Source organism: Paraburkholderia steynii, from assembly GCF_900100565.1.
Lineage (GTDB): Bacteria > Pseudomonadota > Gammaproteobacteria > Burkholderiales > Burkholderiaceae > Paraburkholderia > Paraburkholderia terrae.
The window spans coordinates 18,485-42,812 of the sequence record NZ_FNDI01000051.1; the positions used below are offsets into that span (position 1 = coordinate 18,485).

The following is a 24,328-nucleotide window of genomic DNA, read 5'->3' on the forward strand; positions in this document are numbered from 1 at the left end:
GGGCCTCGGTCGCACGCGGCGGGCGTTCACCGTTCATGAAGCCTGCCGCGGTTTTTCACATCGTCATGTCCGGCGAACCATGCGGCGAACAAGCGCGATTCACGCCGACGCGAGATGAAACGAGCGCGACACGGCGACCAGTCGTCCGCGCGCGCCGCTGACAATTTCCCGCCGAATCACCAGCGTGCGATCCACGTTACCGCCCGCTTCCGATACCCAGCAAGGAGACATCATATGAACGCAAACGTGCAGGCCGTCAGACCGGCACAAACGGAAGCAGCCAGCGAAAACTGGCCGTTTGAAATCGAACGATGCACGCCCACCATCGGCGCGGAAATCAGCGGCATCGACCTGCGCGAGCCGCTCGACGATGCAACCTCCGCGGCGCTGCGCCGCGCCGTGGTGAAGCACAAGGTCATCTTCTTTCGCGACCAGGACATCACGCCCGCGCAGCACGTGGCGTTCGCGCGCCGCTTCGGCGAACTGGAGATCCATCCGGCGTTCCCGCATCACCCCGATCATCCCGAGCTCGTGATCCTCGGCCGTAACGATGCGAAGCGCGGCCGCGAGAACCTCTATCACAGCGACGTATCGTGGCGCGAAGTGCCTTCGATGGGTTCAATCCTGCGCTGCATCCAATGCCCGGAAGTAGGCGGCGACACGATGTGGATCAACATGGTCGCGGCCTATGAAAACCTGCCCGACGACGTCAAATCGCTGGTCCAGAACCTGAAGGCCGCGCATGAGTTTCTGCCGCTGTTCGGCATCGTAGTGCCCGAAGACCAGCACGACGAGATGCGCAAGAAATTTCCGCCAGCGATTCACCCCGTCGTGCGCACGCACCCGGAGACGGGCGAAAAGATCCTCTACGTGAACGAGGCGTTCACGACGCATATCGTGAACTACGGTCATCACACTGTTCCGCGCTATCGCTTCGGCTTCGACTTCAAGCTCGCGGAAATGGAACTGCTGCAGTATCTGTTCCGCCAGGCGCAGGCGCCTGAGTATCAGGTGCGGCTGCGCTGGAAAGCGAACACGATCGCGTTCTGGGACAACCGCTCGTGCCAGCACTACGCAGTGCAGGACTACTTCCCAGCCGTGCGGCACATGATGCGCGCGACGGTCGTCGGCGATCGGCCGGTTTGAAGCATCGCATGGAGAACAACAGATGAAGACGCTCAACAGGTTCTATATCGATGGCCGCTGGGTCGAGCCATCCAAAAGCGGCAAGGCGATGGAAATCGTCAGTCCGTCGCTGGAAACGACGATCGGCCAGCTCACGCTCGGTTCTACGCACGACGCGGATCACGCCGTCGCCGCTGCGCGCGCCGCGTTTCCCGCATGGTCGGAAAGCTCGCGCGAAACGCGTATCGAATTGCTCGAACGGATCGCGGCCTGCTATCGCGAGCGGCTCGGCGACATTGCGCACGCGGTCTGCGAGGAGATCGGCGCGCCGATCTCGCTGTGCAAGACCTTGCAGGCGCCCATCGGCCTCGCGCACCTGCAGGCCACCATCGACACGCTGCGCCACTTCGAGTTCGAAAGCACGCGCGGCAAGAGCGTGGTGCGGCGCGAAGCGATCGGCGTCGCCGCGTTGATCACGCCGTGGAACTGGCCGCTGAACCAGATCGTCGCGAAGGTCGCGCCCGCGCTCGCGGCGGGCTGCACGGTGGTGCTCAAGCCGTCAGAACTGGCGCCGCTCGACGCAATGATCTTCGCCGAGCTCATGCACGACGCGGGCACGCCCGCTGGCGTGTTCAACATGATCTTCGGCGAAGGGCGCGAGGTCGGCGCGCGGTTGTCGGCGCATCCGCATGTCGACATGGTGTCGATCACGGGTTCGACGCGCGCGGGCGTCGAAGTAGCCATCAGCGCGGCGCCGACCGTCAAGCGCGTCGCGCAGGAACTGGGCGGCAAGTCGCCATTGCTGATTCTCGACGACGCCGATCTGCAGGCCGCCGTGACCACGGGCGTCGCACAATGCATGGCGAACTCCGGGCAAACGTGCATCGCGCCGACGCGCATGCTCGTGCCGCGCGCGCGTTACGAAGAAGCGGTGACGATTGCCGCTGCTGTCGCGAATGCGATTCCCGTCGGCGATCCGTCGAACGAGGCAACGAAGATGGGCCCGCTCGCGAACCGCGCGCAGTTCGACAAGGTGCAGCGCATGATCGGCATGGGCATCGAGGAAGGCGCGCGCATCGTGGCGGGTGGTCCGGGTCGTCCGGCCGGCCTCGCACGCGGCTTTTACACGAAGCCGACCGTGTTCGCCGATGTACACAATCAGATGAAGATCGCGCGCGAGGAAATCTTCGGCCCGGTGCTGTGCGTGCTGCCTTATGACGATGAAGCCGATGCGATCGCGATCGCCAACGACAGCGACTATGGCCTCGCCGCCTATGTCGCTTCAGGGAATCTGGAACGCGCGCGGCGCGTCGCCACGAAACTGCGCGCAGGCTCGGTGCGTATCAACGGCGCGATGCTCGACGTCACCGTGCCGTTCGGTGGATACAAGAGTTCGGGCAACGGGCGCGAGTATGGCGCGGAAGGGCTTGAGGAATTTCTGGAGTGCAAGTCGGTGACGGCGTAATCCGCGCGGACCTCCAGAACAGAACGGGAGATGACTTGATACGTCATCTCCCGTTTTTGCTTTTTACGACGCGACAAACCGGTCGACGGATCGACCGGCTGTCACGCTGACGTCAGAAGCGGTGCGTCATGCCCGCCACGCCGAGAATCTGCTTCGATCCATCCGCTGCCGCGACACCCGGCCAGCTCATGTTCGCGATGCCGTTGTTCTTCATGTAGCCTGCGCGCATGTAGACGCTCGTGCGCTTGGACAAGCTATGATCCGCGCCGATCTGAATGCCGAGCGTGTTGTCCTGCACGCCGCGCACACTGCGATAGATGCCCGCGACCTCGATCACGTCAGCGGATGTCGCCTGGATCGTCGTGCCCAGTTCCATGATGCTGGATGGATGCACCAGCGACGACAGCGCGCCCACCGGCCCGACGCCCGGCACCGTGACGATCTGGCTGTTGGCAGGCGTCTTGACCTTGTTGTACGCATAGTTGAACTGCACATTGACGATGCCGAAGCGGTAGCCGAGCGCGCCCGTGTAATGCTCCGTCGACACGAGGTTGAACGTGCTCGCCGGCAGCGGCAGCCCGCCGGGCGTCTGACCGAGCGATACCGTCTCCTGTCCGCCGTGCTGGAACTGGTACGCGAGCGCCGCATAGAGCCCGGCGCCCTGGTACGTCAGCGCGATGTCGAACATGTTGCCCGACGTCGACGCGATCGGCTGCGATGCCGTGACCGGGAACGCGTACATCGCGTAAAGCTTCACGCCCCACAACTCCGGCGACTGATACATGACTGAGTTGCTCTGGCGGCCCGACACGTACTGCGTCGCGAGCGTCGCGCGGTCGCGCACGCCCGCGAGATCGGCGGCCGCGATCGGCGACAGCACTTCGTTTCCGCGAAACGGATCGGTTGGATAGACGGCCCAGAAGCTCGGCTGATACTGGCGGCCGAACGTCAGTTGCCCGTAGTTGTCGTGCTTGAGCCCCACCCACGCCTGCCGGTAGAACAGCGACGTCGAATCCGCAAAGAAGGTGCCATTGTTGGCGTTGAAGCCGTTCTCGACGGTGAACGCCGCCTTCAGCCCGCCGCCCAGATCTTCGACGCCCTTCAGTCCGAACTGCGAGCCCGCCGAGCCGCCGCTGCGCTCGGAAAACGAATGGTAGCCGGGCACGTAGGCGGACCCCGGCCCGCTTTTGGTTCCCGCGCCGCTATTCAGGTACTGGCCGAACACGTCGACCACGCCATAGAGCGTGACGCTCGACTGCGCGGCTGCGCCGCCCGCGGCGAATGCCAGGGTGGCACCCAGCACCCCTTTACTGATGAAACGCATGCACTGTCTCCTCATATTGTCTCCGCACTTCGCGGACATGGTTCTGCACGATCGCGCCGAAGCCGGCCGTCCTGCCTGGCAGACCGAAACGATGATTCGTCCGATGGCTTGTCGCTGGCTCATGGTTGCAGGCGCCTGCAGGCGCGCTGCCCACCCGAATCGAGTGGGAACGGGAATACCCCGACCGACGCGTCACCACCCGAACGAGGTGGCGGCCCGCGCGACGCGACCGTCTACGCTGAGGCGTCGTCTTCCTTCTTCCGCTTTTTTATCCACTTGCCGGGAGTCCAACCGCCATGAACGATTCAGCCACGCGCAAACCCACCCGGCGTCTGCTGCATACGCGCCACATCGTCTGCAACGGCTACGAACGCAGCGACGGACTGTTCGACATCGAGGCGCGCCTCACGGACATCAAGGCCGACACGGCTGATCTGCTCTACAAGCAGGTGCCCGCCGGTGAGCCGCTCCACGATCTGCGCATCACGCTCACCATCGACGCGAAGGGCCTGATCCGGCGCGCAAGCGCATCGACGGATACGGGCCCTTCGCCGTACTGCGCGCAGATCAACGCGGCCTATGAAAGTCTCGTGGGCGTGCGAATCGCGGCCGGTTTCAGGAAGCAGGTGAAAGAGCGTGTCGGTGGCAAGCACGGCTGCACGCATCTGACGGAACTGCTCGGCCCGCTTGCGACCACCGCGCTGCAGACGCTAATGGGCATACGTCCCGGCGGCAGCGACGCCGACGCGCACATCGCGCAGATGATCGATACCTGCCATGCGTGGCGCGCCGACGGAGAAGTCGTGCGCTTCGTGCGCAAACGCCGGGATCAGGCTTCGGGCAACGGCGAATCCGCTATCGCTAGCGACGCAGAAAAGTCGGCGATCGTCGCACGGTCGCTTTCAGATGTGTAATGACATCGCGCAAGCATTCGCGCATTTTTATTGAGATAGGAGACGCGGATCGTGCATTACCGCAACGCTGCACGGTCTCCTATCGGTATCGCCCCGAGGCGGCGCTTGCTTGGCACTGCGATAGAATGGCCCGTCAATTTTTGTCATCCCAACAGCCATTACCGATGGCGCGGGAGACACGAGGCGCAGGTCGATATGCCGCAGAATTCCCGCTCTACCTCAGCTTGCCGGCGCAACGCCGGCACCGAAGAATCCGGCGCCCACCTCCGCTTGCTTCCCCCGCGCAGCGCGGCGCGTGTCGTCGCGCGCGAACGACTGCTCGCGCAACTGCGCGACGCGCGCCGCATGCGCTGCATCGTCGTTCAGGGACCGGCCGGCTCGGGCAAGACGACAGCCCTCGTCGCCTGGCGCGAAGCGTTGCTGCCGCTCGGTTTCGATATCGCGTGGCTGACTTTCACACCGGACGACGACGATCCCACCGTTTGCCTCGACGATCTGGTCGGCAGCCTCAGCCAGGTGAATCCGTCGATTTGTAAGGAAGCCGCGCTGCTCGGCGGACGCGGAATGGATGAGGAAGCCGTCGAGCGCACGGTGATCGCGCTCGTCAACGGCATCGCGCGCCACCCCGCCGAACTCGTGCTCGTGCTCGACGACGTGCATCATCTCGCCAACGCGCGCAACCATGAAGCGCTCCAATGGCTGCTCGATTACGCGCCCGCGAATCTGCATATCGTGTTCGCGTCGCGCACCATCCCGTCGCTGTCGTTGGGCAGGCTGCGCGATCAGGGTCTGGTGCTCGAACTCGACATGCGCGATTTGCGCTTTACTGCCCAGGAATCCGAAGCGTTTCTGAAAGCGCAGATCGGCGATATTTCCACGAAGGACGCGCGCCGCCTGCACGAACTCGCCGACGGCTGGGCAGCGGGACTGCAGCTATTCGCGATCCGCGCGAAGCGCAACCGGCAAGGACCGAACGACAGCGCATCGGCCGACATGCCGGCGCAATTGCACCTGCACGATCCGCGCGCGTTCGCCGATTATTTCGAGCGCGAAGTGCTGTCGCGGCTGTCGCCTTCCGAGGTCGAGCTGCTGATCCGTATGGCCGCGTGCGCGCGCATCTGCGGGCAGCTTTGCGTTGCGCTCGTGGCGGGCGAACAGAATCCCGCCGAGGTGCTCGCGCTGCTCGCGCGGCTGGAGAGCGACAACCTGTTCGTCGCGCCCGTCGAGTCGCAGGACGCCGCCGTGTGGTACCGGCTCAATCCGCTGTTTCGGGAAACATTGCTCGAACGTTTCGGCGCGCGCAGCGGGCGTTACCAGCGCGACGTACACCGCGCCGCGTGGACCTGGTTCCGCGCTCACGGTCACGCGGACGAAGCCGTGCGCCATGCGATGCTCGCGGGCGAACCGGGCGAGGCCGCGGATCTCGTGCTCGCCGTTGCGCGTGAGTTGCAGGTTGGCGGCGAGTTGCGCAAGGTGGTTGCGCTCATGCGTATGCTGCCCGTCGCTGAGATTCAGGCGCGCATCGGGCTGCGTCTGTGGATGGCGCATCTGCATCTGTACGCGCGCGATTTCGCCGCGTGCGAGACGACGGTTACCAGCCTGCAAGGCGACATCGACCAGGCTGATCCCTCGCTTCAATACCGGCTTACGCTGCTGCAAGCCGCCCTCGCCGTGCAGCGCGACGACACCGACGGCGCGATGTCGATCCTGCCGCGTCTGCTCGACGCGCCCGCGCAGGCGGACGGGCTGATCGTCGGCGCGCGCAACAATATTCTTTCGTGGCTGTACATGCATCGCGGGCACTATGCGGACGCGCGGCGCATGCAACTCGACACGCCGCCCATCCTGTTCGACGATGCGCCGCTCGTCGGCACGAGCGCGGGCACGCTAAACGGACGCTGCTTCGTCGGGTTCAGTTATGCGCTCGAAGGCAAGTTCGTCCAGGCCGAGCGCATCTGCCGCGACGTACTGTTCGAAGCCGACTCGCGTGGCAGCCCGGCCGCCGAAGCGAGTTGCCTCGCGGCGGCGCTGCTCGGCGAAGTACTGTACGAATTCAACGAGCCCGACGCGGCGCGCAAGCTGATCGAAGGCCGCGTCGACGTGCTGGAACGCGTGTCGGTGCCCGATTCGGTGCTGCGCGTGCATACGGTGCTGGCGTCGGTACACTGGCTGGCGGGCCACCATCTCGACGCAATGGCCTATCTCGAACGGCTCGACGAATACGCGTCGCAGCACGGGCTGCTGCGCCTCGTCGCGCACGGCCTCGCCGAACAGGTGCGCCATCATCTGTCGATCGATCATTTCGATGCCGCCGAAGCCGCGCTCGCACGTCTCGATTCGATTGCCGCACGGGTGCCGCAAGAGCGCGCGAGTACGCTGACTGCCGTGGCAGCGCTGACGGAGCAGGCGCATGTCGACTGGTGCGTCGCGCACGAAGACTTCGAGGCGGCTGCCGTGCGGCTGCAACCGCTGATCGCGCTGTGCGAAGAGCGCGGCTGGCAACGTCATGCCGTGCGCTATGAGATGCAGGCGGCCGTCGTCGCGGCGCGCCTCGGACGCACGGCAGCGATGCATAAGTACGTGTTGTCCGCGTTGCGGCGTGGTCACCGCCTCGGCCTCGTGCGCACCATTCTCGATGCGGACCGTGCCGCGCTGGACGTGATTCATGCGGTGCTCGACGCGACGCCGGAAGATCCCTTGCTGCGCTTCTATGCGTCGCGGCTGGATGCGGCGCATCAGGCTGCGGTGGCCGTTGCTGGCCGGCGCGACGCACCGCCCGATGCGCGCGGCAATATCTCGACAGGCGCCGAACTGCTGAGCGAGCGCGAAGCCGAAGTCGTGCATCTGCTCGCGCAGGCGCTGCCGAACAAGAAGATCGCCCGCACGCTCGGTTTGTCGCCGGAAACCGTCAAGTGGCATCTGAAAAATATCTACGGCAAGCTCGGCGTATCGAGCCGCGACGAAGCCGTCGCACGTGTGCGCGACTTCGAGTTGGGATGTGCGTCGGGCGAAATCGCGCGCTGAGCCCGACGGGACGCGCAGCGCGGCCTGCGCGCGGTCCCCAACCTTGCCTGCGGGCTTTCATCCTCATGAGCGCTGCCACCCGGCGCGGGTGGTTTTGCGCGTAGCGTCTGCCACTACTCTTGGATACAGGTCAGCCGCGCGTCGATACGCCGGCAACCTTCAATACAAAGCGCGGCTGCGCGGCGCTCATCACGCGGTACAGCAACCATGTTGCACAAGGCCAGCGTAAGGCGCCAAAGCGCCCACGCGGGTCATCGCTGACATAGGAGACAAGGCGTCATGATGACGGTCACCCCCACTCAACCGGCGGCAGCGTCCTACCGTCCCGTTCGCATTCCCGAGCGGCGCACGCTGGTCGAACGTCGCGCCGATGGCACGCTGATACTGCGTTCGGCCACGCCGCCGCCCGACATCGCCGAAAAAAGCTTCGCGGATTTCATCCCTGCATGGGCCGCTCAGCGAGGCAACAAACCCGCGTTCCGAGAGCGCGACGCGCGCGGCGAGTGGCGTTCACTGAGTTGGGCAGAACTGTGGCGGCAGGTTCAACTCGTCGGCGCGGCGCTGCTCGGGCTCGGCCTCGATCAGGATCAGCCGCTGATGCTGCTGTCGGGCAATTCGATCGAACAGGCGGTGCTGCTGCTCGCCGCCGAATACGTCGGCGTGCCCACCGCGCCCGTCTCGCCCGCGTACTCCACCATCAGCAAGGATTTCGCACGCCTCGTCGGCGTCGCGACACTCGTGCCGCCCGCCGCGCTGTTCGTGCAGGACACCGTGCCGTATGAGCGCGCGCTTGCCGCGCTCGGCTCGGCTACGACGACCGTCATCGCAGTCCAAGGTGTGCGCCCTGGCGTAATCGCCTGGGCAGACCTGATCGCCGAAGACCTCACGCCGCAGCAGATCGCAAAGGTCGCGGCCGCACACGCGGCGATCCGCGCCGACGACACCGCGCGCGTGCTGTTCACCTCCGGTTCGACGGGCACGCCCAAAGGCGTCGCGCTGACGTATGGCAACTTCCGCGCGGTCGCCGCGTACTATGCGGACAACCTCGGCTGGCTGCGCGAGACCGAGCCCGCGTTTCTCGACTGGCTGCCGTGGCACCATGGCCTGGGCGGTGTGTTGAACCTCGGGCGCTCGATCCAGTTCGGCGCAGCCCATCATATCGACGACGGCAGGCCGCTGCCAGGCATGATCGAACGGACGGTGCGCAATCTGCGCGGTGTATCGCCGACTATCTTCACGAGCGTGCCGTCCGCGTGGACCGTGCTCGCGGGCGAACTCGAACGCGACCCCGAGCTTGCGCGCAAGCTGTTCGCGAACGTGCATTACTTCGGCTACGGCGGCGCGAGTCTGCCCAGCGACGTCTGGCAGCGCATCCAGCGCGTCGCCGAGCAGACCATCGGGCAGCGTATCGCGTTCTGCACGGGCCTCGCCTGCACCGAAACGAGCGGCATGGGCACTTACTGTGGCCGCGGCAATGCGGAGAACGGCAACATCGGCACGCCTGTGCCCGGCGCCGAGGTGAAGCTCGTGCCGCTCGAAGGCGGCGACGCGCGCTACGAGATCCGCATGCGCGGGCCGCATGTGTTCGGCGGCTATGTCGCGCATCCGGAACTGACGGCGGCCGCCTTCGACGACGACGGCTTCTTCCGTCTCGGCGACGCCGTGCGTCTCGTGAACGCCGACGATCCGTCGCAAGGCATGATGTTCGCCGGCCGCGTCGTCGAAGACTTCAAGCTGACCAACGGCACATGGGTGCGCACGGGCGCTGTGCGACTCGCGCTGCTGGAGCGTTGCTCGCCGCTGCTGACGGATGCCGTGATCTGCGGACACGATCACGACTATCTCGCCGCGCTCGCGTGGCCCAATGTCGCCGCGTGCCGGATGCTCGCGCCGGAACTCGTATCACTCGATGTCGCGTCGCTGGTGCAGCACCCTGTCGTCGTCGATGCGATCAGCAAGTGCTTGCGCTTGCAGGCAAACAGCGGCTCCAGTCTGCGCATCGAGCGCGTGATGCTGATGGCCGAGCCCCCGTCCATCGACGCCAATGAGATCGCCGACAAGGGCTACGTCAACCAGTCGGTGACGCGCGCGCGCCGCGCGCATTTCGTCGAACAGATTTTCCAGACTCCAACCGCGGCGCACATCGCCAGCGCGCAGTAACGATCTGCAAAAGGTCTACGCCTCCATACAAACAGGAATATTTAGTCATGCAAATCACCCGAACCGTCTTTCGTGAAGATCACGAAATGCTGCGCACCAGTGCGCGGCGCTTTCTCGAACGCGAATGCGTGCCGAAGCAGGCAGAGTGGGACAAGGCGGGCAAAGTCGACCGCGAAACCTGGCTCAAGGCAGGCCGCGAAGGTCTGCTGTGCCTCACCTTGCCGACGGAATATGGCGGTGGCGGCGGCGACTTCGGCCACGCGGCCGTGCTCAATGAAGAGACCAACCGATCGGGCGTCAGCGGTCTCGGCTTTTCGGTTCACTCGGACATCATCGCGCCGTACATTGCGCGGCTCGGCAATGAAGAACAGAAACAGCGCTGGCTGCCTAAAGTTTGTTCGGGCGAAGCCATTCTCGCGATCGGCATGACCGAGCCGGGCACGGGCAGCGACCTGAAAGCGATACGCACGACCGCCATCCGCGACGGCGACGAGTACGTGATCAACGGCAGCAAGACCTTCATCAGCAACGGGCTAAATGCCGATCTCATCATCATGGTCTGCAAGACCGATCCGAACGCGGGCTCGAAGGGCGTGAGCCTGATCGTCGTCGAAGCGGACCGCGACGGCTTCCGGCGCGGCCGCAAGCTCGACAAGGTCGGCCAGCATGCGCAGGACACGGCAGAACTCTTCTTCGACAACGTGCGCGTACCCGTGTCGAACCGTCTCGGCGAGGAAGGCAAGGGTTTCGCGTACCTGATGGCCGAACTGCCGCAAGAGCGCCTGTCAATTGCGATCGGCGCGGCCGCCAAGCTCGAAGTCTGTCTCGATCACACGATCAACTACGTGAAGGATCGCCGCGCGTTCAACCAGACCGTGTGGGACTTCCAGAACACCAAGTTCAAGCTCGCCGACATCAAGGCGCAAGCCTCCGCCGTGCGCCTTCTCGTCGATCACTATCTCGCAGAACACGTGCGCCGCCGCCTGACGCTCGAAGAAGCCGCGATCGCCAAGCTCTTCGCGACGGAAACGCTCGGCAAGGCGCTCGACGAAATGGTGCAGCTGCACGGCGGCTACGGCTACATGCTCGAGTATCCCGTCGCCCGCGCTTTCGCCGATGCGCGCGTGATGCGTATCTATGGCGGCACGAGCGAAGTCATGCGCGACCTCATCTCCCGCAAGCTGTGATCCCCCACGTCAACCGAACATTCCATTCAGAAGGAGCAGTGACATGACTCGCAATGTCTTCGTTGCCGGTGTCGGCATGATTCCGTTCAAGAAGCCGGGCATGAGCGACACCTATGACGCGATGGGCGCGAACGCGGTGCGCGATGCGCTCGCCGACGCGGGTATCGGCTATGGCGACGTGCAGCAGGCCTATGCCGGTTACGTGTACGGCGATTCGACCTCCGGCCAGAAAGCGCTTTATCACGTCGGCATGACGGGCATTCCCGTCATCAACGTCAACAACAACTGCGCGACGGGTTCGTCGGCGTTGTTTCTCGCGCGTCAGGCTGTGGCAAGCGGCGCCGTCGATTGCGCGCTCGCCGTCGGCTTCGAATTCATGGGACCGGGCGCGCTCAGGTCTGTGTGGACCGACCGCGCCAGCGCGCTCGAACGGGCGCTCGACATGACGGATCAACTCGTCGGCCGTCCCGAAGGATTGAGCAATGCGATTCGCCAGTTTGCGGGCGCAGGCATGGCGCACATGCAGAAGTACGGCACGAAGCTCGAAACGTTCGCAAAGATTCGCGCGAAGGCGAGCCAGCATGCGGCGCGCAATCCGCTTGCCGTGTTCCGCAACGTCGTGTCGACGGAAGACGTGATGGCCGCGCCGATGCTGTGGGACGGCGTGCTGACGCGTCTGATGGCCTGCCCGCCGACTTGCGGCGCGGCTGCCGCGATCATCGTTTCCGAAGAATTCGCGCGCAAGCGCGGGCTGCATACCGACGTGACGATTGCAGGCCAGGCGCTCACGACCGATCTGCCGAGCACGTATGACGCACGCGACATGATCCGCGTGGTCGGCTTCGACATGACGCGTGATGCCGCAAAGATCGCGTATGAACAGGCGGGCGTCGGCCCGGAAGACATCGACGTGATCGAGTTGCACGACTGCTTCGCGCAGAACGAGTTGCTCACGTACGAAGGGCTCGGCCTGTGCGCGGAAGGCGAAGGCGCAAAGCTCGTCAACGACGACGACAACACGTATGGCGGCAAATGGGTGGTCAATCCGTCGGGCGGTCTGCTGTCGAAGGGGCATCCGTTGGGCGCGACGGGTCTCGCGCAGTGTTTCGAACTCACGCAACAATTGCGCGGCAAGGCGGATGCGCGCCAAGTGGAAGGCGCGCGGGTCGCGCTCGCGCATAACGTCGGGCTCGGCGGCGCATGTGTCGTGACTGTCTATAAGGCAGCACGATAAAAGCCGCGTTCACGGAGCATCCGACATGATCGACAAAAAGTTTATCGGCAAGGTATTGCCGGCGTTTTGCGCCGTCGCCGAAGCGGGTCAGCTGCGCTTCTTCGCGAAGGCGACGGGCGAAACCAATCCCGTCTATCTGGACGAATCGGCGGCGCGCGACGCAGGGCATCCCGCCCTGCCGCTGCCGCCCACGTTTCTGTTCTCGCTGGAGCTTCAGCAGCCGGATACGAGCTGGCGCGACGAACTGGGTATCCAGCTGTCGCGCATCCTGCACGGCGAGCAGTCGTTCACGTATCACCGTCTTGCTTATGCGGGCGACGTGCTGCGCTTCGAAAGCCGCATCGCCGACATCTACGACAAGAAGAACGGCGCGCTCGATTTCGTCGTGCGCGAAACACGCGTGACGAACCAGAAAGGCGAGCATGTCGCCGATCTGCACAGCGTGCTCGTGCAACGCAACGGCTAACGGAGAACGTCTATGAGCACCCTGAAATTCGACGATGTGAAGATCGGCGACACACTGCCGCCGCTGACGCTCGAACCCGTCAACCGCACGACGCTTGCGCTCTTCGCAGGTGCGTCGGGCGATCACAACCGCGTGCATATCGATACCGACTATGCGCGCAAGGCGGGGATGCCCGACGTATTCGCGCACGGCATGCTGTCGATGGCTTATCTCGGCCGTCTGCTCACGCGTTGGGTCGATCAGCGGCAGTTGCGCGAGTTCGGCGTGCGGTTCGTCGGTATCACGCATCTGGGGCATCAGGTCACGTGTACGGGCCGCATCGTCGACAAGTTCGAAACTGAGGGCGAACGGCGCGTGAAGCTCGAAATCCAGACGGCCAATCAATACGGCGAACCGCGCGTGGTCGGCGAGGCTGTGATCGCACTTTGATCAGCGCCACGACGCAATCAGACATACACAGGAGAACAGCAAATGGGAAAGCTTGACGGCAAGGTCGGCCTCGTGACGGGCTCGGGGCGCGGCATCGGTCGCGCGATCGTCGAAAAGTTCGCGAATGAAGGCGCGCGCATCGTGGTCAACGACCTCGACGCCGATCCGGCGCACGAAACGGTCGAAGCGTTGAAGAAGATGGGCGTGGAAGCCGTGGCCTGCGTCGGCAACGTGACCGCGCCGGATTTCGCGGATCGCTTTGTCGGCACCGCGCTGAAGGAATTCAAGGGCATCGACATCATCGTCAACAACGCGGGCTATACGTGGGACGACGTGATCCAGAAGATGAGCGACGAGCAGTGGTACGCGATCATTGACTGTCATATGACCGCGCCGTTTCGCATCCTGCGCGCCGCGTATCCGCATGTGAAAGCGCTGCACGCCGCCGACAAGGAAGCGGGCCGCGAGGTGTATCGGAAGATCGTGAACATTTCGTCGGTGTCCGCGCTGAACGGCAATGCCGGCCAGATGAACTACTCGTCGGCGAAGGCGGGCGTGATCGGCATGACGCGGGCATTGGCGCGCGAATGGGGACGCTTCAATGTCAACGTCAACTGCGTGGCGTTCGGTCTGATCCACACGCGAATGACTTCGGCCGATGCGCATGCGGGCGCGACGGTCAGTATCGACGGGCGCGATATTCGTGTTGGGCTGAACCCTGACATGCTGAAGTCGCACGCGCAGCGTAACCCGCTTGGCCGTGGCGGCACGCCGGAAGAAGCGGCTGGCGGCGTGTATCTGTTCTGCTCGCCTGAGTCGAATTACATCACGGGGCAAACCATCGCGGTGGCGGGGAACCTGCAGTAACTGCTTTGCGTGGAAGTCCGGCTATTCACCGGAACCGGCCGGACTTTTTCAGGGCGTCTCTGTAGTTGAGACGCCTTTTTTTGCTTCGTGCTGTGAGCCGCCAGCGGCGAGACAGCCGCCGCCGGCAAGACCTCTATAACGACGAAACCAGCTTCGGCACCGCGTCGAACAAATCAGCTTCGAGACCATAGTCCGCGATGCTGAAAATGGGCGCTTCCGGATCCTTGTTGATCGCGACGATCACCTTCGAGTCCTTCATACCCGCCAGATGCTGGATCGCCCCCGAGATGCCGCACGCGATATACAACTGCGGCGCGACGATCTTGCCCGTCTGACCGACCTGCCAGTCATTCGGTGCGAAGCCCGCATCGACGGCTGCGCGGCTCGCGCCGAGCGCGGCGCCCAGCCGGTCGGCGAGCGGCGTCAGCACTTCGTCGAAGCGCTCGCTGCTGCCGAGCGCGCGGCCGCCGCTCACGACGATCTGCGCATCGGCGAGTTCGGGACGCTCGCTCTTCGCGACGTGCCGCTCGACGAATGTCGAGAGGTTACTGTCGCTCACGGTATCGATCGCTTCGATCTGCGCGCTGCCACCTTCCGGCGACGCCGCGTCGAAGCTCGTCACGCGCACCGTCGCGACCTTGACGGGATCGCCGGAACGCACGGTCACGAGCGCATTGCCCGCGTATATCGGGCGCTCGAACGTATCGGCGCTCACCACGCGCACGATGTCGGAAATCTGCGCGACATCGAGTAGCGCCGCGACGCGCGGCGCGACGTTCTTACCCATGCTCGTCGCAGAAAACAGGATGTGGCTATAGCGCGCGGCGACATGCATCACCTGCGCACCCATGTTCTCGGCGAGACCATGGGCGAGTTGCGGCGCGTCAGCGACCAGCACGCGCGATACGCCCGCGATCCGCGCCGCCGTATTCGCCGCGCCCTGCACGCCATGCCCCGCGACAAGCACATGCACGTCGGCGCCGCATTGCAGCGCGGCCGTCACGGTACACAGCGTTGCGCTTCTGATCGATGCGTTGTCGTGCTCGGCAACCACCAGCACGCCAGTACGTTCAGTCATATTTGTCTCCTCACAGTACCTTGGCTTCCGTTTTCAGTTTCGCGACAAGCGCGGCGACGTCGGGCACTTTCACGCCGGCACCGCGTTGCGGCGGCTCGGCGGTCTTCAGCACCGTCAGGCGCGGCGCGATATCCACGCCGAGTTGTGCGGGCGTCACCGTATCGAGCGGCTTCTTCTTCGCCTTCATGATGTTCGGCAACGTGGCGTAGCGCGGCTCGTTCAGCCGCAAGTCGGCGGTGACGACAGCGGGCAGCGCGAGACGCACGGCTTCCAGTCCGCCGTCGATCTCGCGCGTGACGATCGCGAACTGATCGGCTATCTCGACCTTGCTCGCGCACGTTGCCTGCGGCAAGCCCGCAAGCGCGGCCAGCATTTGCCCTGTCTGGTTGCTGTCGTTATCGATTGCCTGCTTGCCGAACAACACGAGTTGCGGCTTTTCCCTGTCGACCAGCGCGTTGAGCAGCTTCGCGACGGCAAGCGGCTCGAGCTCCGCGTCCGTTTCGACGAGAATTCCGCGATCCGCGCCGATCGCCATTGCCGTGCGCAGCGTCTCCTGGCACGCGGCCACGCCGCACGACACAGCAATAACCTCGCTCACGACGCCCCGTTCTTTCAGACGCACTGCTTCTTCGACGGCAATTTCGTCGAACGGATTGATGCTCATCTTCACGTTGGCGAGATCGACGCCCGAGCCATCGGACTTCACGCGCACTTTCACGTTGAAGTCCACCACGCGTTTGACCGCGACGAGTGCTTTCATCTGTTGTCTCCTGTCGTTCGATTAACCTGCCGATACTTCAGACTGGAAGCCGAGTCCGCAAGCCGCCATCCGTTCGATGGCGGCATCGTCGAAGCCCCAGTCGCGCAATGCGCGCAAGCCGCCCTGCCCGCGCTGCGGCGCGGGTCCGTCGATGCGCGACGGCGTACCCGAAAAGCGCGGCGCAGGTGCGGGCTGCACGACGCCCGCCACTTCGACGAAGCTGCCGCGCGCGCGATGCTGCGGGTGATCCGGCGCCTCGGAAAAGCCCAGCACAGGCGCGACGCATGCGTCGCTGCCATCGAATGCCGCGCACCATTCGTCGCGCGTGCGCGCAGCGAATGCCGCGGCGAAGGCTTCGCGCAGAACGGGCCAGCCGTTGCGATCGTGCTGCTTCGGAAGGCCTGCATCGGCGAGGCCGAGTTTGTCGAGCAGTTGCGCGTAGAAGCGCGCTTCTACCGCGCCGACAGCCATGTAGTGGCCGTCGCGCGTGCGGTAGCTGTCGTACCACGGCGTGCCGCCGTCGAGCAGATTGCTCGCGCGTTGCTCGCGCCAGTTGCCCGACGCGAGCAGGCCCCAGATCACCGCGCCGAGTTGCGCGGCGCCTTCCGTCATCGCCGCGTCGACGACCTGGCCCGATCCGCCGCGTTGCACATTGAGCAACGCCGAGACGACGCCGAGTGCGAGCAACATGCCGCCTCCGCCGTAATCGCCGACCAGGTTCAGCGGCACAACGGGCGCGCCATCGGCAGGTCCGATGCCGGACAACACGCCGGACAGCGCGATGTAATTCAGATCGTGGCCGGCGCGCGCCGCGAGCGGGCCTGTTTGCCCCCAGCCCGTCATGCGTCCGTAGACGAGCTTCGGATTGCGCGCGAAGGCCTCGTCGGGGCCGAGTCCGAGACGCTCCATCGTGCCGGGCCGATAGCCTTCGATCACGACATCCGCGCGCGCCATCAGATCGAGCGCCGCTGCCGCCGATGAAGGCTGCTTCAGATCGAGCGTGACCGAGCGGCGTCCGCGGCCCGTGATGTCGATCCGCTTACCGTTGGTTTTCGGCCCGAGATCGTCGGGCGCAGCCGGCCTGTCGATACGCAGCACGTCCGCGCCCATATCGGCGAGCAGCATCGCGCCGAAGGGCCCGGGACCGATCGCCTCGAATTCCAGCACTCTGATTCCGTTCAAAACGCCCATCGTCCACCTGTCTCCATGGAATTGAGGCCCCGCTGACGGGTGCCAACCGGGCCTTGCTGTCTGTTGTGAGTGCCGGGGCGACAGAATGCCCCTTGATCGTAGTAAGCCCTGGCGGGCAGCGGACAGGACCACCCCGAACGGGTGGCGAAGGGACTAGGCGTTTTGTTTCGATGGATACTGGCAAGTGCGGGCATTACCGCAATTCATCCATTAATTCGGATGGCGAATTAATGGATTCCAAAAAGAAAAAGCCCTCACAAGTGAGGGCTTTTCATTGATTCTGCGCTTGCCGGTTTTTCAAACGCTTACCGGATCACGCAAAGACTTACGCGAAATTCTTTTCCGCGAAGTCCCAGTTCACGATGTTCCAGAATGTTTCGACGAACTTCGGACGCGCATTGCGGTAGTCGATGTAGTACGCGTGTTCCCACACGTCGATCGTGAGGAGCGCCTTTGCGTCCGTGGTCAGCGGCGTGGCGGCGTTGCTCGTCGACACCAGATCCAGCGAACCGTCTGCCTTCTTCACGAGCCATGCCCAGCCCGAGCCGAACGTGCCAACTGCCGTCTTCGTGAATTCTTCCTTGAATTTGTCGAAGGAACCCCACTTCGCGTTGATCGCTTCGGCGACCTTGCCCTTCGGCGCGCCACCACCTTGCGGCGACAGGCTGTTCCAGAAGAACGTGTGATTCCAGATTTGCGCGGAGTTGTTGAAGATACCGCCCGACGATTTCTTGACGATCTCTTCCAGCGACAGGTTCTCGAACTCAGTGCCCTTGATCAGATTGTTCAGGTTGGTCACATAGGTCTGATGGTGCTTGCCGTAGTGAAACTCGAGCGTCTCTTCCGACATGTGCGGAGCGAGCGCGTTCTTCGCGAACGGCAGCGGCGGGAGCGTATGTTCCATGGTGCTATTCCTTTGTATCTGTTTATGGGGAGTCTGCGGATAACGCTGCGGGAGCACTCGATTGTAGGCGAGTTGGAATAACCCCGCAAACGCAAGCCCTTTATGGCACGCATTGCGAAAACGCGCTGCGCGGGCAGCGTAATTAATGCTCGCGCAGCGGCTTTTCGCCTGTCCTATGAAGGTCAAAACTACTGTGCCCAATGACGCTTCAAAGCACGACTAAAAGCCTTCCGTAAGACGCGGCTGAACATCCGACAGCGCGATATCCGCCGATCCTTCAGCGAGGTGAACGGTCATGCGGCGGCCCGGCTTCAGTGCCGATGGCGCGCGCACTGCGCGGCCGTTTTGCGCATCGAGCAATGCCGCGTAGCCACGTTCGAGCGTGCGTTGCGGGCTCAGCACTTCGAGCCGCGCGGCAAGCGTTTCCACGCGCGCAATGTGTCTTTCATGTTGGCGCAACAATGCGCGTTCCATCCGTTCGGCGAGGCCACTCACTTGCGAACGTTGCAGCGAGAGATCGGGACGCCAGCGCTGCCAGCGCATCTGCACGAGCGCGAAACGCCCGCGCGCATCGCGCACGGGCCGCGCGCCCGCCGATGCGAGCCGCACGCTCAGTTGCTGCAGATGCGTGCGTTGCCGCGCGAGCCTTTCGGCCGGCGACACGAGACGCCGCGCGAGCCAGTCAAGCTGCTGCGCGCGCCGCTCCATCATGCGGCCGAAGCCGCGCGCGAGCGTCGCATGACGATGATCGAGCTCGCGCAGCAGCAGCACGCGTTGCGGGCTGACGAGTTCGGCGGCGCCCGTGGGCGTGGGCGCGCGGACATCGGCGGCGAAGTCGGCGATCGTGAAGTCGGTTTCGTGACCGACGCCGCTCACGACGGGCATCTTGCTCTCCGCAATCGCGCGGGCCAGCACTTCTTCGTTGAACGCCCACAGGTCTTCGATCGAGCCGCCGCCGCGGCACACGATCAGCACATCCACCTCACCGCGCCGGCTCGCCGTCTCGACCATCGCGGCCAGCTTCGCGCTGACGCCCGCGCCCTGCACGGGCGCGGGATAGACGATCACGGGAATGTGCGGCGCGCGGCGCGCCAAGGTTGTCAGTACGTCGCGCAATGCGGCCGCCTGCAACGACGTGACGATGCCGATCGCGCGTGGATGCGCGGGCAGCGCGCGCTTGCGTTCCGCGTCGAACAGGCCTTCTGATTCGAGTTGCGCCTTCAGCCGCAGGAACGCTTCGTACAAACGGCCTTGGCCCGTACGGCGCACGGCCTCGACATTCAGTTGCAGTTCGCCACGCGGCTCGTACATCGTGACGAGCGCGCGCACTTCGATCTTGTCGCCTTCGCGCGGCGTGAACTCCGCGTATTGCGCGCGGCCGCGGAACATCACGCAGCGCATCTGCGCCTGCGCGTCCTTGATCGAGAAATACCAGTGCCCGCTCGCGGCACGCGTGAAGTTCGACACTTCGCCGGAGACCCAGACGAGCGGGAACGAGCGTTCGAGCATCGTGCCGATCGCGCGGTTGAGTACCGAGACGGGAACGACGGCATCGCCGGCCGCGCCAGCGGACGACGAGAAAGGACTTTCGGAATTCATGCGAGGAATGGTTTAAAACAGGCCGGACAGACGATAGACCGATCGGCCAGTCAGGTCCAGCGCGTTCTAAACGTCTTTCGCCGGATTGTTAAAAGTGTCCACATGTCGGGAGTGCCGCGGAGAGCGGACTCAAAACGGCCCCAGAGCCCACTTAATACCATCTAACCCATTGATTTTTATCATATTTTTACTCGATAAAAGTTCCCCATTGCCGAGCCGATGCTTGCGCGACGGCCTTCCCGACAAAATGCAAGGCACGTTCTCCACAAAGTTATCCACAGGCTATGGATAAAGCATTGCTCGTGCGAGAGCCGCGTGTGGTGGCCTTTCCGACTTGCAGCTTACGCCGCCCGCGCGCTAGAGTGCCGGGTTCTGGCGGAATCTGTCGGACGCGGCGAGCATGCTTGCGCGAATGGGCGCGAAGGGTTTTCGCCGCCCCCGTCGTCCTGTTGCTGTTCCGTCCGCTGTCCGCGTTTCGTAGTTCCCTTGGTCTTTCAACCGTCGGTGCAACCGACCGCCCGGAGATGCCTGCTGATGCTCGCCCTGTCCGTCCTGTCTGACGCGCCGCGCAAGCCGGCCGCCTGCCGATGAGCGAACTCGCTTCCCGCGTCGAAGCGCGCATCGCGCGCGAGTGGCAGCAGCGCGGCCCGCTCGCGTGGGCGATGACGCCGCTCGCCTGCGTGTTCGGCGCGGTCGCGCTCGCGCGCCGCGCGGCGTTCAGGCTCGGCTGGCTGAAGTCGGTGCGCGTTCGCGTGCCCGTCGTGGTGGTCGGCAACGTGACGGTCGGCGGCACGGGCAAGACGCCGACGGTGATCGCGCTCGTGCAGGCGCTGCGCAGCGCGGGCTTCACGCCAGGCGTCGTGTCGCGCGGCTACGGCGTGAAGATCACGCTGCCGACGCTGGTCACGCCGACTTCGAAGGCGTCGCAAGCGGGCGACGAGCCGCTCCTGATCGCGCGCCGCACGGGTGCGCCCGTGTTCGTTTGTCCCGACCGCGTCGCCGCCGCCGAGGCGCTGTGCAAGGCGCACCGCAATGTCGACGTGATCGTCAGCGACGACGGCCTGCAGCACTACCGTCTGGAGCGCGACGCCGAGATCGTCGTGTTCGATCACCGGCTGGGCGGCAACGGCTTCCTGCTGCCCGCCGGCCCGTTGCGCGAGCCGCTGTCGCGCGAGCGCGACGCGACGCTGATCAACAATCCGTACGACCGCGCGCTGCCGCCGTGGCCGAACACGTTCTCGCTGGAACTCGCGCCCGGCGACGCGTGGCATCTCGACAATCCGCGCCTGCGCCGGCCGCTCGCGCAGTTCGCCGGGGAGCGCGTGCTCGCGGCGGCGGGCATCGGCGCGCCCGAGCGTTTCTTCGCGACGCTGCGCGCGGCGGGCCTCTCGCCGCAGACGCGCGCCCTACCCGATCATTACGCGTTCAGCACGAATCCGTTCGCCGACACAGACGCCGATGCGATCCTGATCACTGAAAAGGATGCGGTAAAATTGGGGTCCTGGCATGATGCGCGGCTCTGGGTTGTCCCCGTCGAAGCCACGCTCGATCATCGCCTCATTGCACTCGTTGTGGAGAAAGTCCGTGGACGCTCGCCTGCTTGAAATTCTCGTTTGCCCGATCTGCAAGGGCCCGCTCAGCTACGACCGCGCCGCGCAGGAGCTGATCTGCAACGCAGACAAGCTCGCCTATCCGATCCGCGACGGCATTCCCGTGATGCTCGTCGACGAAGCGCGGCAAACGGTCGAAGGCACACCCGTCGATCTGAATCCTGGTTCTGTTGCCTGAGCGACGCTGCGCGTGACGCGGTGCATCGAACGAAGCATTGCCCATACGCCGCCATTGAACACCTACCCCGCGCCGCCGATCAGGCGGCGCGTCTTTCTCGGCCCGCACAAGGCCTGATGTGACGCTTCCGATGAACGACACCCTGCACACTCCGCCCTTCATCGCCGTCGTCCCGGCGCGCCTCGCTTCGACGCGTCTGCCGAACAAGCCGCTGGCCGATATCGGCGGCAAGCCGATGGTCGTGCGGGTCGCGGAACGCGCGCTCGAATCGGGCGCGCAGCAGGTGCTGGTCGCGACCGACGCGCAATCCGTATTCGACGTCGCGCGCGCGCATGGCATCGACGCGATGATGACGCGCGCCGATCATCCGTCGGGCACGGACCGTCTCGCGGAAGTGGCGGCGCATTACGGCTGGAGCGACGACACGATCGTCGTCAACGTGCAGGGCGACGAGCCGCTGATCGATCCGGCACTGGTGCGCGGCGTAGCGTCGCACCTCGCATCGACGGATGGCTGCGCAATCGCGACAGCCGCGCATCCGATCCACGAGCCTGCGGAAATATTCAATCCGAACGTCGTCAAGGTCGTGCTCGATGCGCGCGGCGTCGCACTGTACTTTTCGCGCGCACCGATTCCATGGGCCCGCGATGCCTACCAGCCGCATTGGCCGAATGTCGCGCAGATGCCCACTCCGCCTGCACCCGCTGCCGTGTATCGGCACATCGGGCTGTATGCGTATCGCGCGAAGTTCCTCCGTACTTACCCGAACCTGTCTATCTCTCCGATCGAGCAAGCCGAAGCACTCGAACAGCTGCGCGCGATGTGGCACGGCGAGCGCATCGCGGTGCTCGTCACGCATGACGCGCCGCTGCCGGGCGTCGACACGCCTGACGATCTGGCCCGTGTACAGGCGTTTTTCGGGTCGTCGGCGTAAAAAGCCATGGCATAATCGATCGTTCGCGCGATTCACCCGATATCGATGCGCGTTGATCGATATCACCATTCGCCCGTTTTTTTATCTGCCTGTTTTGCCGTTTGCTTCGCAGCGCCGCTCATTGCGTGCAGCGCGAAGTCGGCAGCGAAAAGCTGCCCGGTCATCACAGCGGCAACAAAGAATCAAGAGCGTCGACCGCAGCATGCATGTCATGACTCGCGGCGCGCCACACAGAATTCACATAGATCTGGAGATATCACATGCGTTTGATCCTGTTGGGCGCACCTGGCGCGGGCAAGGGCACCCAGGCGAACTTCATCAAGGAAAAGTTCGGCATTCCGCAAATCTCGACGGGCGATATGCTGCGCGCCGCCGTCAAGGCAGGCACACCGCTCGGCATTGAAGCGAAGCGCTACATGGATGCGGGCGAACTCGTCACGGATGAACTCATCATCAATCTCGTGAAGGAACGTCTGCAAGACTGCGACTGCGAAAACGGTTATCTGTTCGACGGCTTCCCGCGCACCATTCCGCAAGCGGAAGCGATGAAGAACGCGGGCGTGGCCATCGACTACGTGCTGGAGATCGACGTGCCGTTCGACGAGATCATCACGCGTATGAGCGGCCGCCGTATGCACCCGGCGTCGGGCCGTACGTATCACGTCAAGTTCAATCCGCCGAAGGTCGAAGGCGTCGACGACGTGACGGGCGAGCCGCTGATCCAGCGCGACGACGACAAGGAAGAGACGGTGAAGAAGCGCCTCGACGTGTATGTTGCGCAGACCAAGCCGCTGATCGAGTACTACAACAGCTGGGCGCAGAAAGGCGATCCGTCGTCGTCGCTGACAGCGCCGCAATATCGGCGTATCTCGGGCTTGGGTTCCGTCGACGAAATCCGTGCGCGCGTGTTTGAGGCGCTGAAGTAAGTTTTTTTGTCTTGCGACGCTGGGTGGTTTGCTTTTGTTTTCGCTGGCATCCGCGATTCGTTAGCGTGCTTCAAGCGTCGCCCCTGTGCGGGGCGGCACCTACTTTTCTTTGCCGCCGCAAAGAAAAGTAGGCAAAAGAAAGCGGCTAACACCGCCAACATTTCTTCCTGCCTGAGGGCCCCCACAGGTTCTTACGCTTCACACGGCAATCACGTCATTCGTGCGCGTTGCCAGCGCTCTGAATGTGCGCCTCACCCGTTTCACACTCCCTCACAACAGCATGCCGCGCCAGACAGTCCACCGCCGCCCAGGTGGTGTACTGTGTGTAGGTTTCCTGTACTTCACACGCACCACTCCACACCGATCGCGCATGCGCCCCACCCTGCAAGAGCGCTAACGCATACGACGCGACAACCTACACACAGTACACCACCTGGGCGGCGCATACGATTCGCTGCCTCCTGCTGTGCTACGGGTGATTGAAGCGGGTGAAGCCTCTATTCGAAGCGTTGGCAACGGGCAATGACTCGTGCGTTGCCGTGTACAGGACGGGGCCGCTGGGGCCCGTGGGCAAGAACAAGAATTGGCGGTGTTAGCCGCTTTCTTTTGCCTACTTTTCTTTGCGGCGGTGTACAGACTGGAGACATCGCTGACAGGTGTACATGGACATGACTGACACTTTCGGGTAATCAAACGCCCGGATTTCGACCATGCCCTGGGATGTAAAAGACACCATGAATCGTCGCGAAGACTTCGTCCGTGAGGCCGCCACGCAGGCGGTTGCGTTCAGCGAGTTGTGCAGCAAATTCAAGATCACCCGCCAGACCGGCTACAAGTGGCTCGCCCGCCACAAGGCCGAAGGCGCTGAGGGACTGGCCGACCGCTCGCGCCGCCCGCATCACAGCCCCACACGCTCTGCAGGGCACATCGAAGCGCGGGTCATCGAGCTGCGC

At 64.1% G+C, this 24,328-nt stretch carries 21 protein-coding genes; 15 read left to right on the forward strand and 6 right to left on the reverse strand.

What is annotated here, in order from left to right; translation table 11 throughout:
• The first annotated feature begins 234 nt into the window (after positions 1–234).
• Both BLT65_RS43725 and BLT65_RS43730 read left to right on the forward strand, forming a co-directional pair.
• Positions 235–1,146 carry a TauD/TfdA dioxygenase family protein gene (locus tag BLT65_RS43725; RefSeq protein WP_091790346.1) on the forward strand — a complete coding sequence of 304 codons (912 nt, stop codon included), beginning with the start codon at positions 235–237 and terminating at the stop codon, positions 1,144–1,146.
• A gap of 22 nt (positions 1,147–1,168) precedes the next feature.
• Positions 1,169–2,590, forward strand: a complete 1,422-nt coding sequence (locus tag BLT65_RS43730) for an aldehyde dehydrogenase family protein (RefSeq protein WP_091790347.1) — start codon at positions 1,169–1,171, stop codon at positions 2,588–2,590.
• A gap of 112 nt (positions 2,591–2,702) precedes the next feature.
• Here BLT65_RS43730 and BLT65_RS43735 read toward each other — a convergent pair whose 3' ends face one another.
• Positions 2,703–3,914 carry a porin gene (locus tag BLT65_RS43735; RefSeq protein ID WP_091790348.1) on the reverse strand — a complete coding sequence of 404 codons (1,212 nt, stop codon included), beginning with the start codon at positions 3,912–3,914 and terminating at the stop codon, positions 2,703–2,705.
• 296 nt (positions 3,915–4,210) lie between these two features.
• On the opposite strand from BLT65_RS43735, the gene BLT65_RS43740 reads away from it, so the two are divergent.
• The 8 genes from BLT65_RS43740 to BLT65_RS43775 all read left to right on the forward strand — a co-directional run bounded on the left by BLT65_RS43740 (position 4,211) and on the right by BLT65_RS43775 (position 14,195).
• Positions 4,211–4,828, forward strand: coding sequence for a DUF2889 domain-containing protein (locus BLT65_RS43740; protein WP_091790349.1), 618 nt, complete (start codon positions 4,211–4,213; stop codon positions 4,826–4,828).
• A gap of 270 nt (positions 4,829–5,098) precedes the next feature.
• Positions 5,099–7,852, forward strand: a complete 2,754-nt coding sequence (locus tag BLT65_RS43745) for a LuxR C-terminal-related transcriptional regulator (protein ID WP_482811882.1) — start codon at positions 5,099–5,101, stop codon at positions 7,850–7,852.
• Positions 7,853–8,131: 279 nt separating this feature from the next.
• The gene (locus tag BLT65_RS43750; protein ID WP_091790351.1) at positions 8,132–10,012 is read left to right on the forward strand and encodes a feruloyl-CoA synthase; all 1,881 of its coding nucleotides are present in this window, start codon (positions 8,132–8,134) and stop codon (positions 10,010–10,012) included.
• A gap of 47 nt (positions 10,013–10,059) precedes the next feature.
• Positions 10,060–11,199 carry an acyl-CoA dehydrogenase family protein gene (locus BLT65_RS43755; RefSeq protein ID WP_042312529.1) on the forward strand — a complete coding sequence of 380 codons (1,140 nt, stop codon included), beginning with the start codon at positions 10,060–10,062 and terminating at the stop codon, positions 11,197–11,199.
• Between the two features lie 43 nt (positions 11,200–11,242).
• Complete coding sequence (locus BLT65_RS43760; RefSeq protein WP_091790352.1) at positions 11,243–12,433, forward strand: lipid-transfer protein; 1,191 nt, start codon at positions 11,243–11,245, stop codon at positions 12,431–12,433.
• A 25-nt stretch (positions 12,434–12,458) separates the two neighbouring features.
• The gene (locus BLT65_RS43765) at positions 12,459–12,899 is read left to right on the forward strand and encodes a MaoC family dehydratase N-terminal domain-containing protein (protein ID WP_091790353.1); all 441 of its coding nucleotides are present in this window, start codon (positions 12,459–12,461) and stop codon (positions 12,897–12,899) included.
• A gap of 12 nt (positions 12,900–12,911) precedes the next feature.
• On the forward strand, positions 12,912–13,328 hold the full coding sequence (locus tag BLT65_RS43770; protein WP_091790354.1) for a MaoC family dehydratase: 417 nt from the start codon (positions 12,912–12,914) through the stop codon (positions 13,326–13,328).
• A 42-nt stretch (positions 13,329–13,370) separates the two neighbouring features.
• Positions 13,371–14,195, forward strand: coding sequence for an SDR family NAD(P)-dependent oxidoreductase (locus tag BLT65_RS43775; protein WP_091790355.1), 825 nt, complete (start codon positions 13,371–13,373; stop codon positions 14,193–14,195).
• A gap of 133 nt (positions 14,196–14,328) precedes the next feature.
• Here BLT65_RS43775 and BLT65_RS43780 read toward each other — a convergent pair whose 3' ends face one another.
• The 5 genes from BLT65_RS43780 to xseA all read right to left on the reverse strand — a co-directional run bounded on the left by BLT65_RS43780 (position 14,329) and on the right by xseA (position 19,727).
• Positions 14,329–15,273 (reverse strand): electron transfer flavoprotein subunit alpha/FixB family protein, encoded by a 945-nt coding sequence (locus BLT65_RS43780; RefSeq protein ID WP_091790356.1) that lies wholly within the window; start codon positions 15,271–15,273, stop codon positions 14,329–14,331.
• 10 nt (positions 15,274–15,283) lie between these two features.
• Complete coding sequence (locus tag BLT65_RS43785) at positions 15,284–16,033, reverse strand: electron transfer flavoprotein subunit beta/FixA family protein (RefSeq protein ID WP_091790357.1); 750 nt, start codon at positions 16,031–16,033, stop codon at positions 15,284–15,286.
• A 21-nt stretch (positions 16,034–16,054) separates the two neighbouring features.
• Positions 16,055–17,224, reverse strand: a complete 1,170-nt coding sequence (locus tag BLT65_RS43790; RefSeq protein WP_091790358.1) for a CaiB/BaiF CoA transferase family protein — start codon at positions 17,222–17,224, stop codon at positions 16,055–16,057.
• A gap of 325 nt (positions 17,225–17,549) precedes the next feature.
• The gene (locus BLT65_RS43795; protein ID WP_091790359.1) at positions 17,550–18,128 is read right to left on the reverse strand and encodes a superoxide dismutase; all 579 of its coding nucleotides are present in this window, start codon (positions 18,126–18,128) and stop codon (positions 17,550–17,552) included.
• Between the two features lie 219 nt (positions 18,129–18,347).
• Positions 18,348–19,727 (reverse strand): exodeoxyribonuclease VII large subunit, encoded by a 1,380-nt coding sequence (gene xseA / locus BLT65_RS43800; protein ID WP_091790360.1) that lies wholly within the window; start codon positions 19,725–19,727, stop codon positions 18,348–18,350.
• 587 nt (positions 19,728–20,314) lie between these two features.
• Between xseA and lpxK the strand changes: the two genes are divergently transcribed.
• From lpxK to BLT65_RS43825, 5 genes are all read left to right on the forward strand, one after another.
• Positions 20,315–21,331, forward strand: a complete 1,017-nt coding sequence (gene lpxK, locus BLT65_RS43805; RefSeq protein ID WP_091790361.1) for a tetraacyldisaccharide 4'-kinase — start codon at positions 20,315–20,317, stop codon at positions 21,329–21,331.
• Complete coding sequence (locus BLT65_RS43810) at positions 21,312–21,515, forward strand: Trm112 family protein (RefSeq protein ID WP_007180583.1); 204 nt, start codon at positions 21,312–21,314, stop codon at positions 21,513–21,515. Before lpxK ends, BLT65_RS43810 begins: the two co-directional genes overlap by 20 nt.
• A 130-nt stretch (positions 21,516–21,645) precedes the next feature.
• Positions 21,646–22,449, forward strand: a complete 804-nt coding sequence (gene kdsB / locus BLT65_RS43815; RefSeq protein ID WP_042312559.1) for a 3-deoxy-manno-octulosonate cytidylyltransferase — start codon at positions 21,646–21,648, stop codon at positions 22,447–22,449.
• 260 nt (positions 22,450–22,709) lie between these two features.
• Positions 22,710–23,375 carry an adenylate kinase gene (gene adk, locus BLT65_RS43820; RefSeq protein ID WP_042312562.1) on the forward strand — a complete coding sequence of 222 codons (666 nt, stop codon included), beginning with the start codon at positions 22,710–22,712 and terminating at the stop codon, positions 23,373–23,375.
• A 710-nt stretch (positions 23,376–24,085) separates the two neighbouring features.
• Positions 24,086–24,328: leucine zipper domain-containing protein (locus tag BLT65_RS43825; RefSeq protein WP_143036688.1), on the forward strand; the 243-nt coding region annotated here is incomplete at its 3' end.

Bases quoted from the DNA above. Each gene is read 5' to 3' on its own strand.
- BLT65_RS43725 (WP_091790346.1), top strand. From the start codon at position 235: ATGAACGCAAACGTGCAGGCCGTCAGACCGGCACAAACGGAAGCAGCC.
- BLT65_RS43730 (WP_091790347.1), top strand. From the start codon at position 1,169: ATGAAGACGCTCAACAGGTTCTATATCGATGGCCGCTGGGTCGAGCCA.
- BLT65_RS43735 (WP_091790348.1), bottom strand. From the start codon at position 3,914: ATGCGTTTCATCAGTAAAGGGGTGCTGGGTGCCACCCTGGCATTCGCC.
- BLT65_RS43740 (WP_091790349.1), top strand. From the start codon at position 4,211: ATGAACGATTCAGCCACGCGCAAACCCACCCGGCGTCTGCTGCATACG.
- BLT65_RS43750 (WP_091790351.1), top strand. From the start codon at position 8,132: ATGATGACGGTCACCCCCACTCAACCGGCGGCAGCGTCCTACCGTCCC.
- BLT65_RS43755 (WP_042312529.1), top strand. From the start codon at position 10,060: ATGCAAATCACCCGAACCGTCTTTCGTGAAGATCACGAAATGCTGCGC.
- BLT65_RS43760 (WP_091790352.1), top strand. From the start codon at position 11,243: ATGACTCGCAATGTCTTCGTTGCCGGTGTCGGCATGATTCCGTTCAAG.
- BLT65_RS43765 (WP_091790353.1), top strand. From the start codon at position 12,459: ATGATCGACAAAAAGTTTATCGGCAAGGTATTGCCGGCGTTTTGCGCC.
- BLT65_RS43770 (WP_091790354.1), top strand. From the start codon at position 12,912: ATGAGCACCCTGAAATTCGACGATGTGAAGATCGGCGACACACTGCCG.
- BLT65_RS43775 (WP_091790355.1), top strand. From the start codon at position 13,371: ATGGGAAAGCTTGACGGCAAGGTCGGCCTCGTGACGGGCTCGGGGCGC.
- BLT65_RS43780 (WP_091790356.1), bottom strand. From the start codon at position 15,273: ATGACTGAACGTACTGGCGTGCTGGTGGTTGCCGAGCACGACAACGCA.
- BLT65_RS43785 (WP_091790357.1), bottom strand. From the start codon at position 16,033: ATGAAAGCACTCGTCGCGGTCAAACGCGTGGTGGACTTCAACGTGAAA.
- BLT65_RS43790 (WP_091790358.1), bottom strand. From the start codon at position 17,224: ATGGGCGTTTTGAACGGAATCAGAGTGCTGGAATTCGAGGCGATCGGT.
- BLT65_RS43795 (WP_091790359.1), bottom strand. From the start codon at position 18,128: ATGGAACATACGCTCCCGCCGCTGCCGTTCGCGAAGAACGCGCTCGCT.
- xseA (WP_091790360.1), bottom strand. From the start codon at position 19,727: ATGAATTCCGAAAGTCCTTTCTCGTCGTCCGCTGGCGCGGCCGGCGAT.
- lpxK (WP_091790361.1), top strand. From the start codon at position 20,315: ATGAGCGAACTCGCTTCCCGCGTCGAAGCGCGCATCGCGCGCGAGTGG.
- kdsB (WP_042312559.1), top strand. From the start codon at position 21,646: ATGAACGACACCCTGCACACTCCGCCCTTCATCGCCGTCGTCCCGGCG.
- adk (WP_042312562.1), top strand. From the start codon at position 22,710: ATGCGTTTGATCCTGTTGGGCGCACCTGGCGCGGGCAAGGGCACCCAG.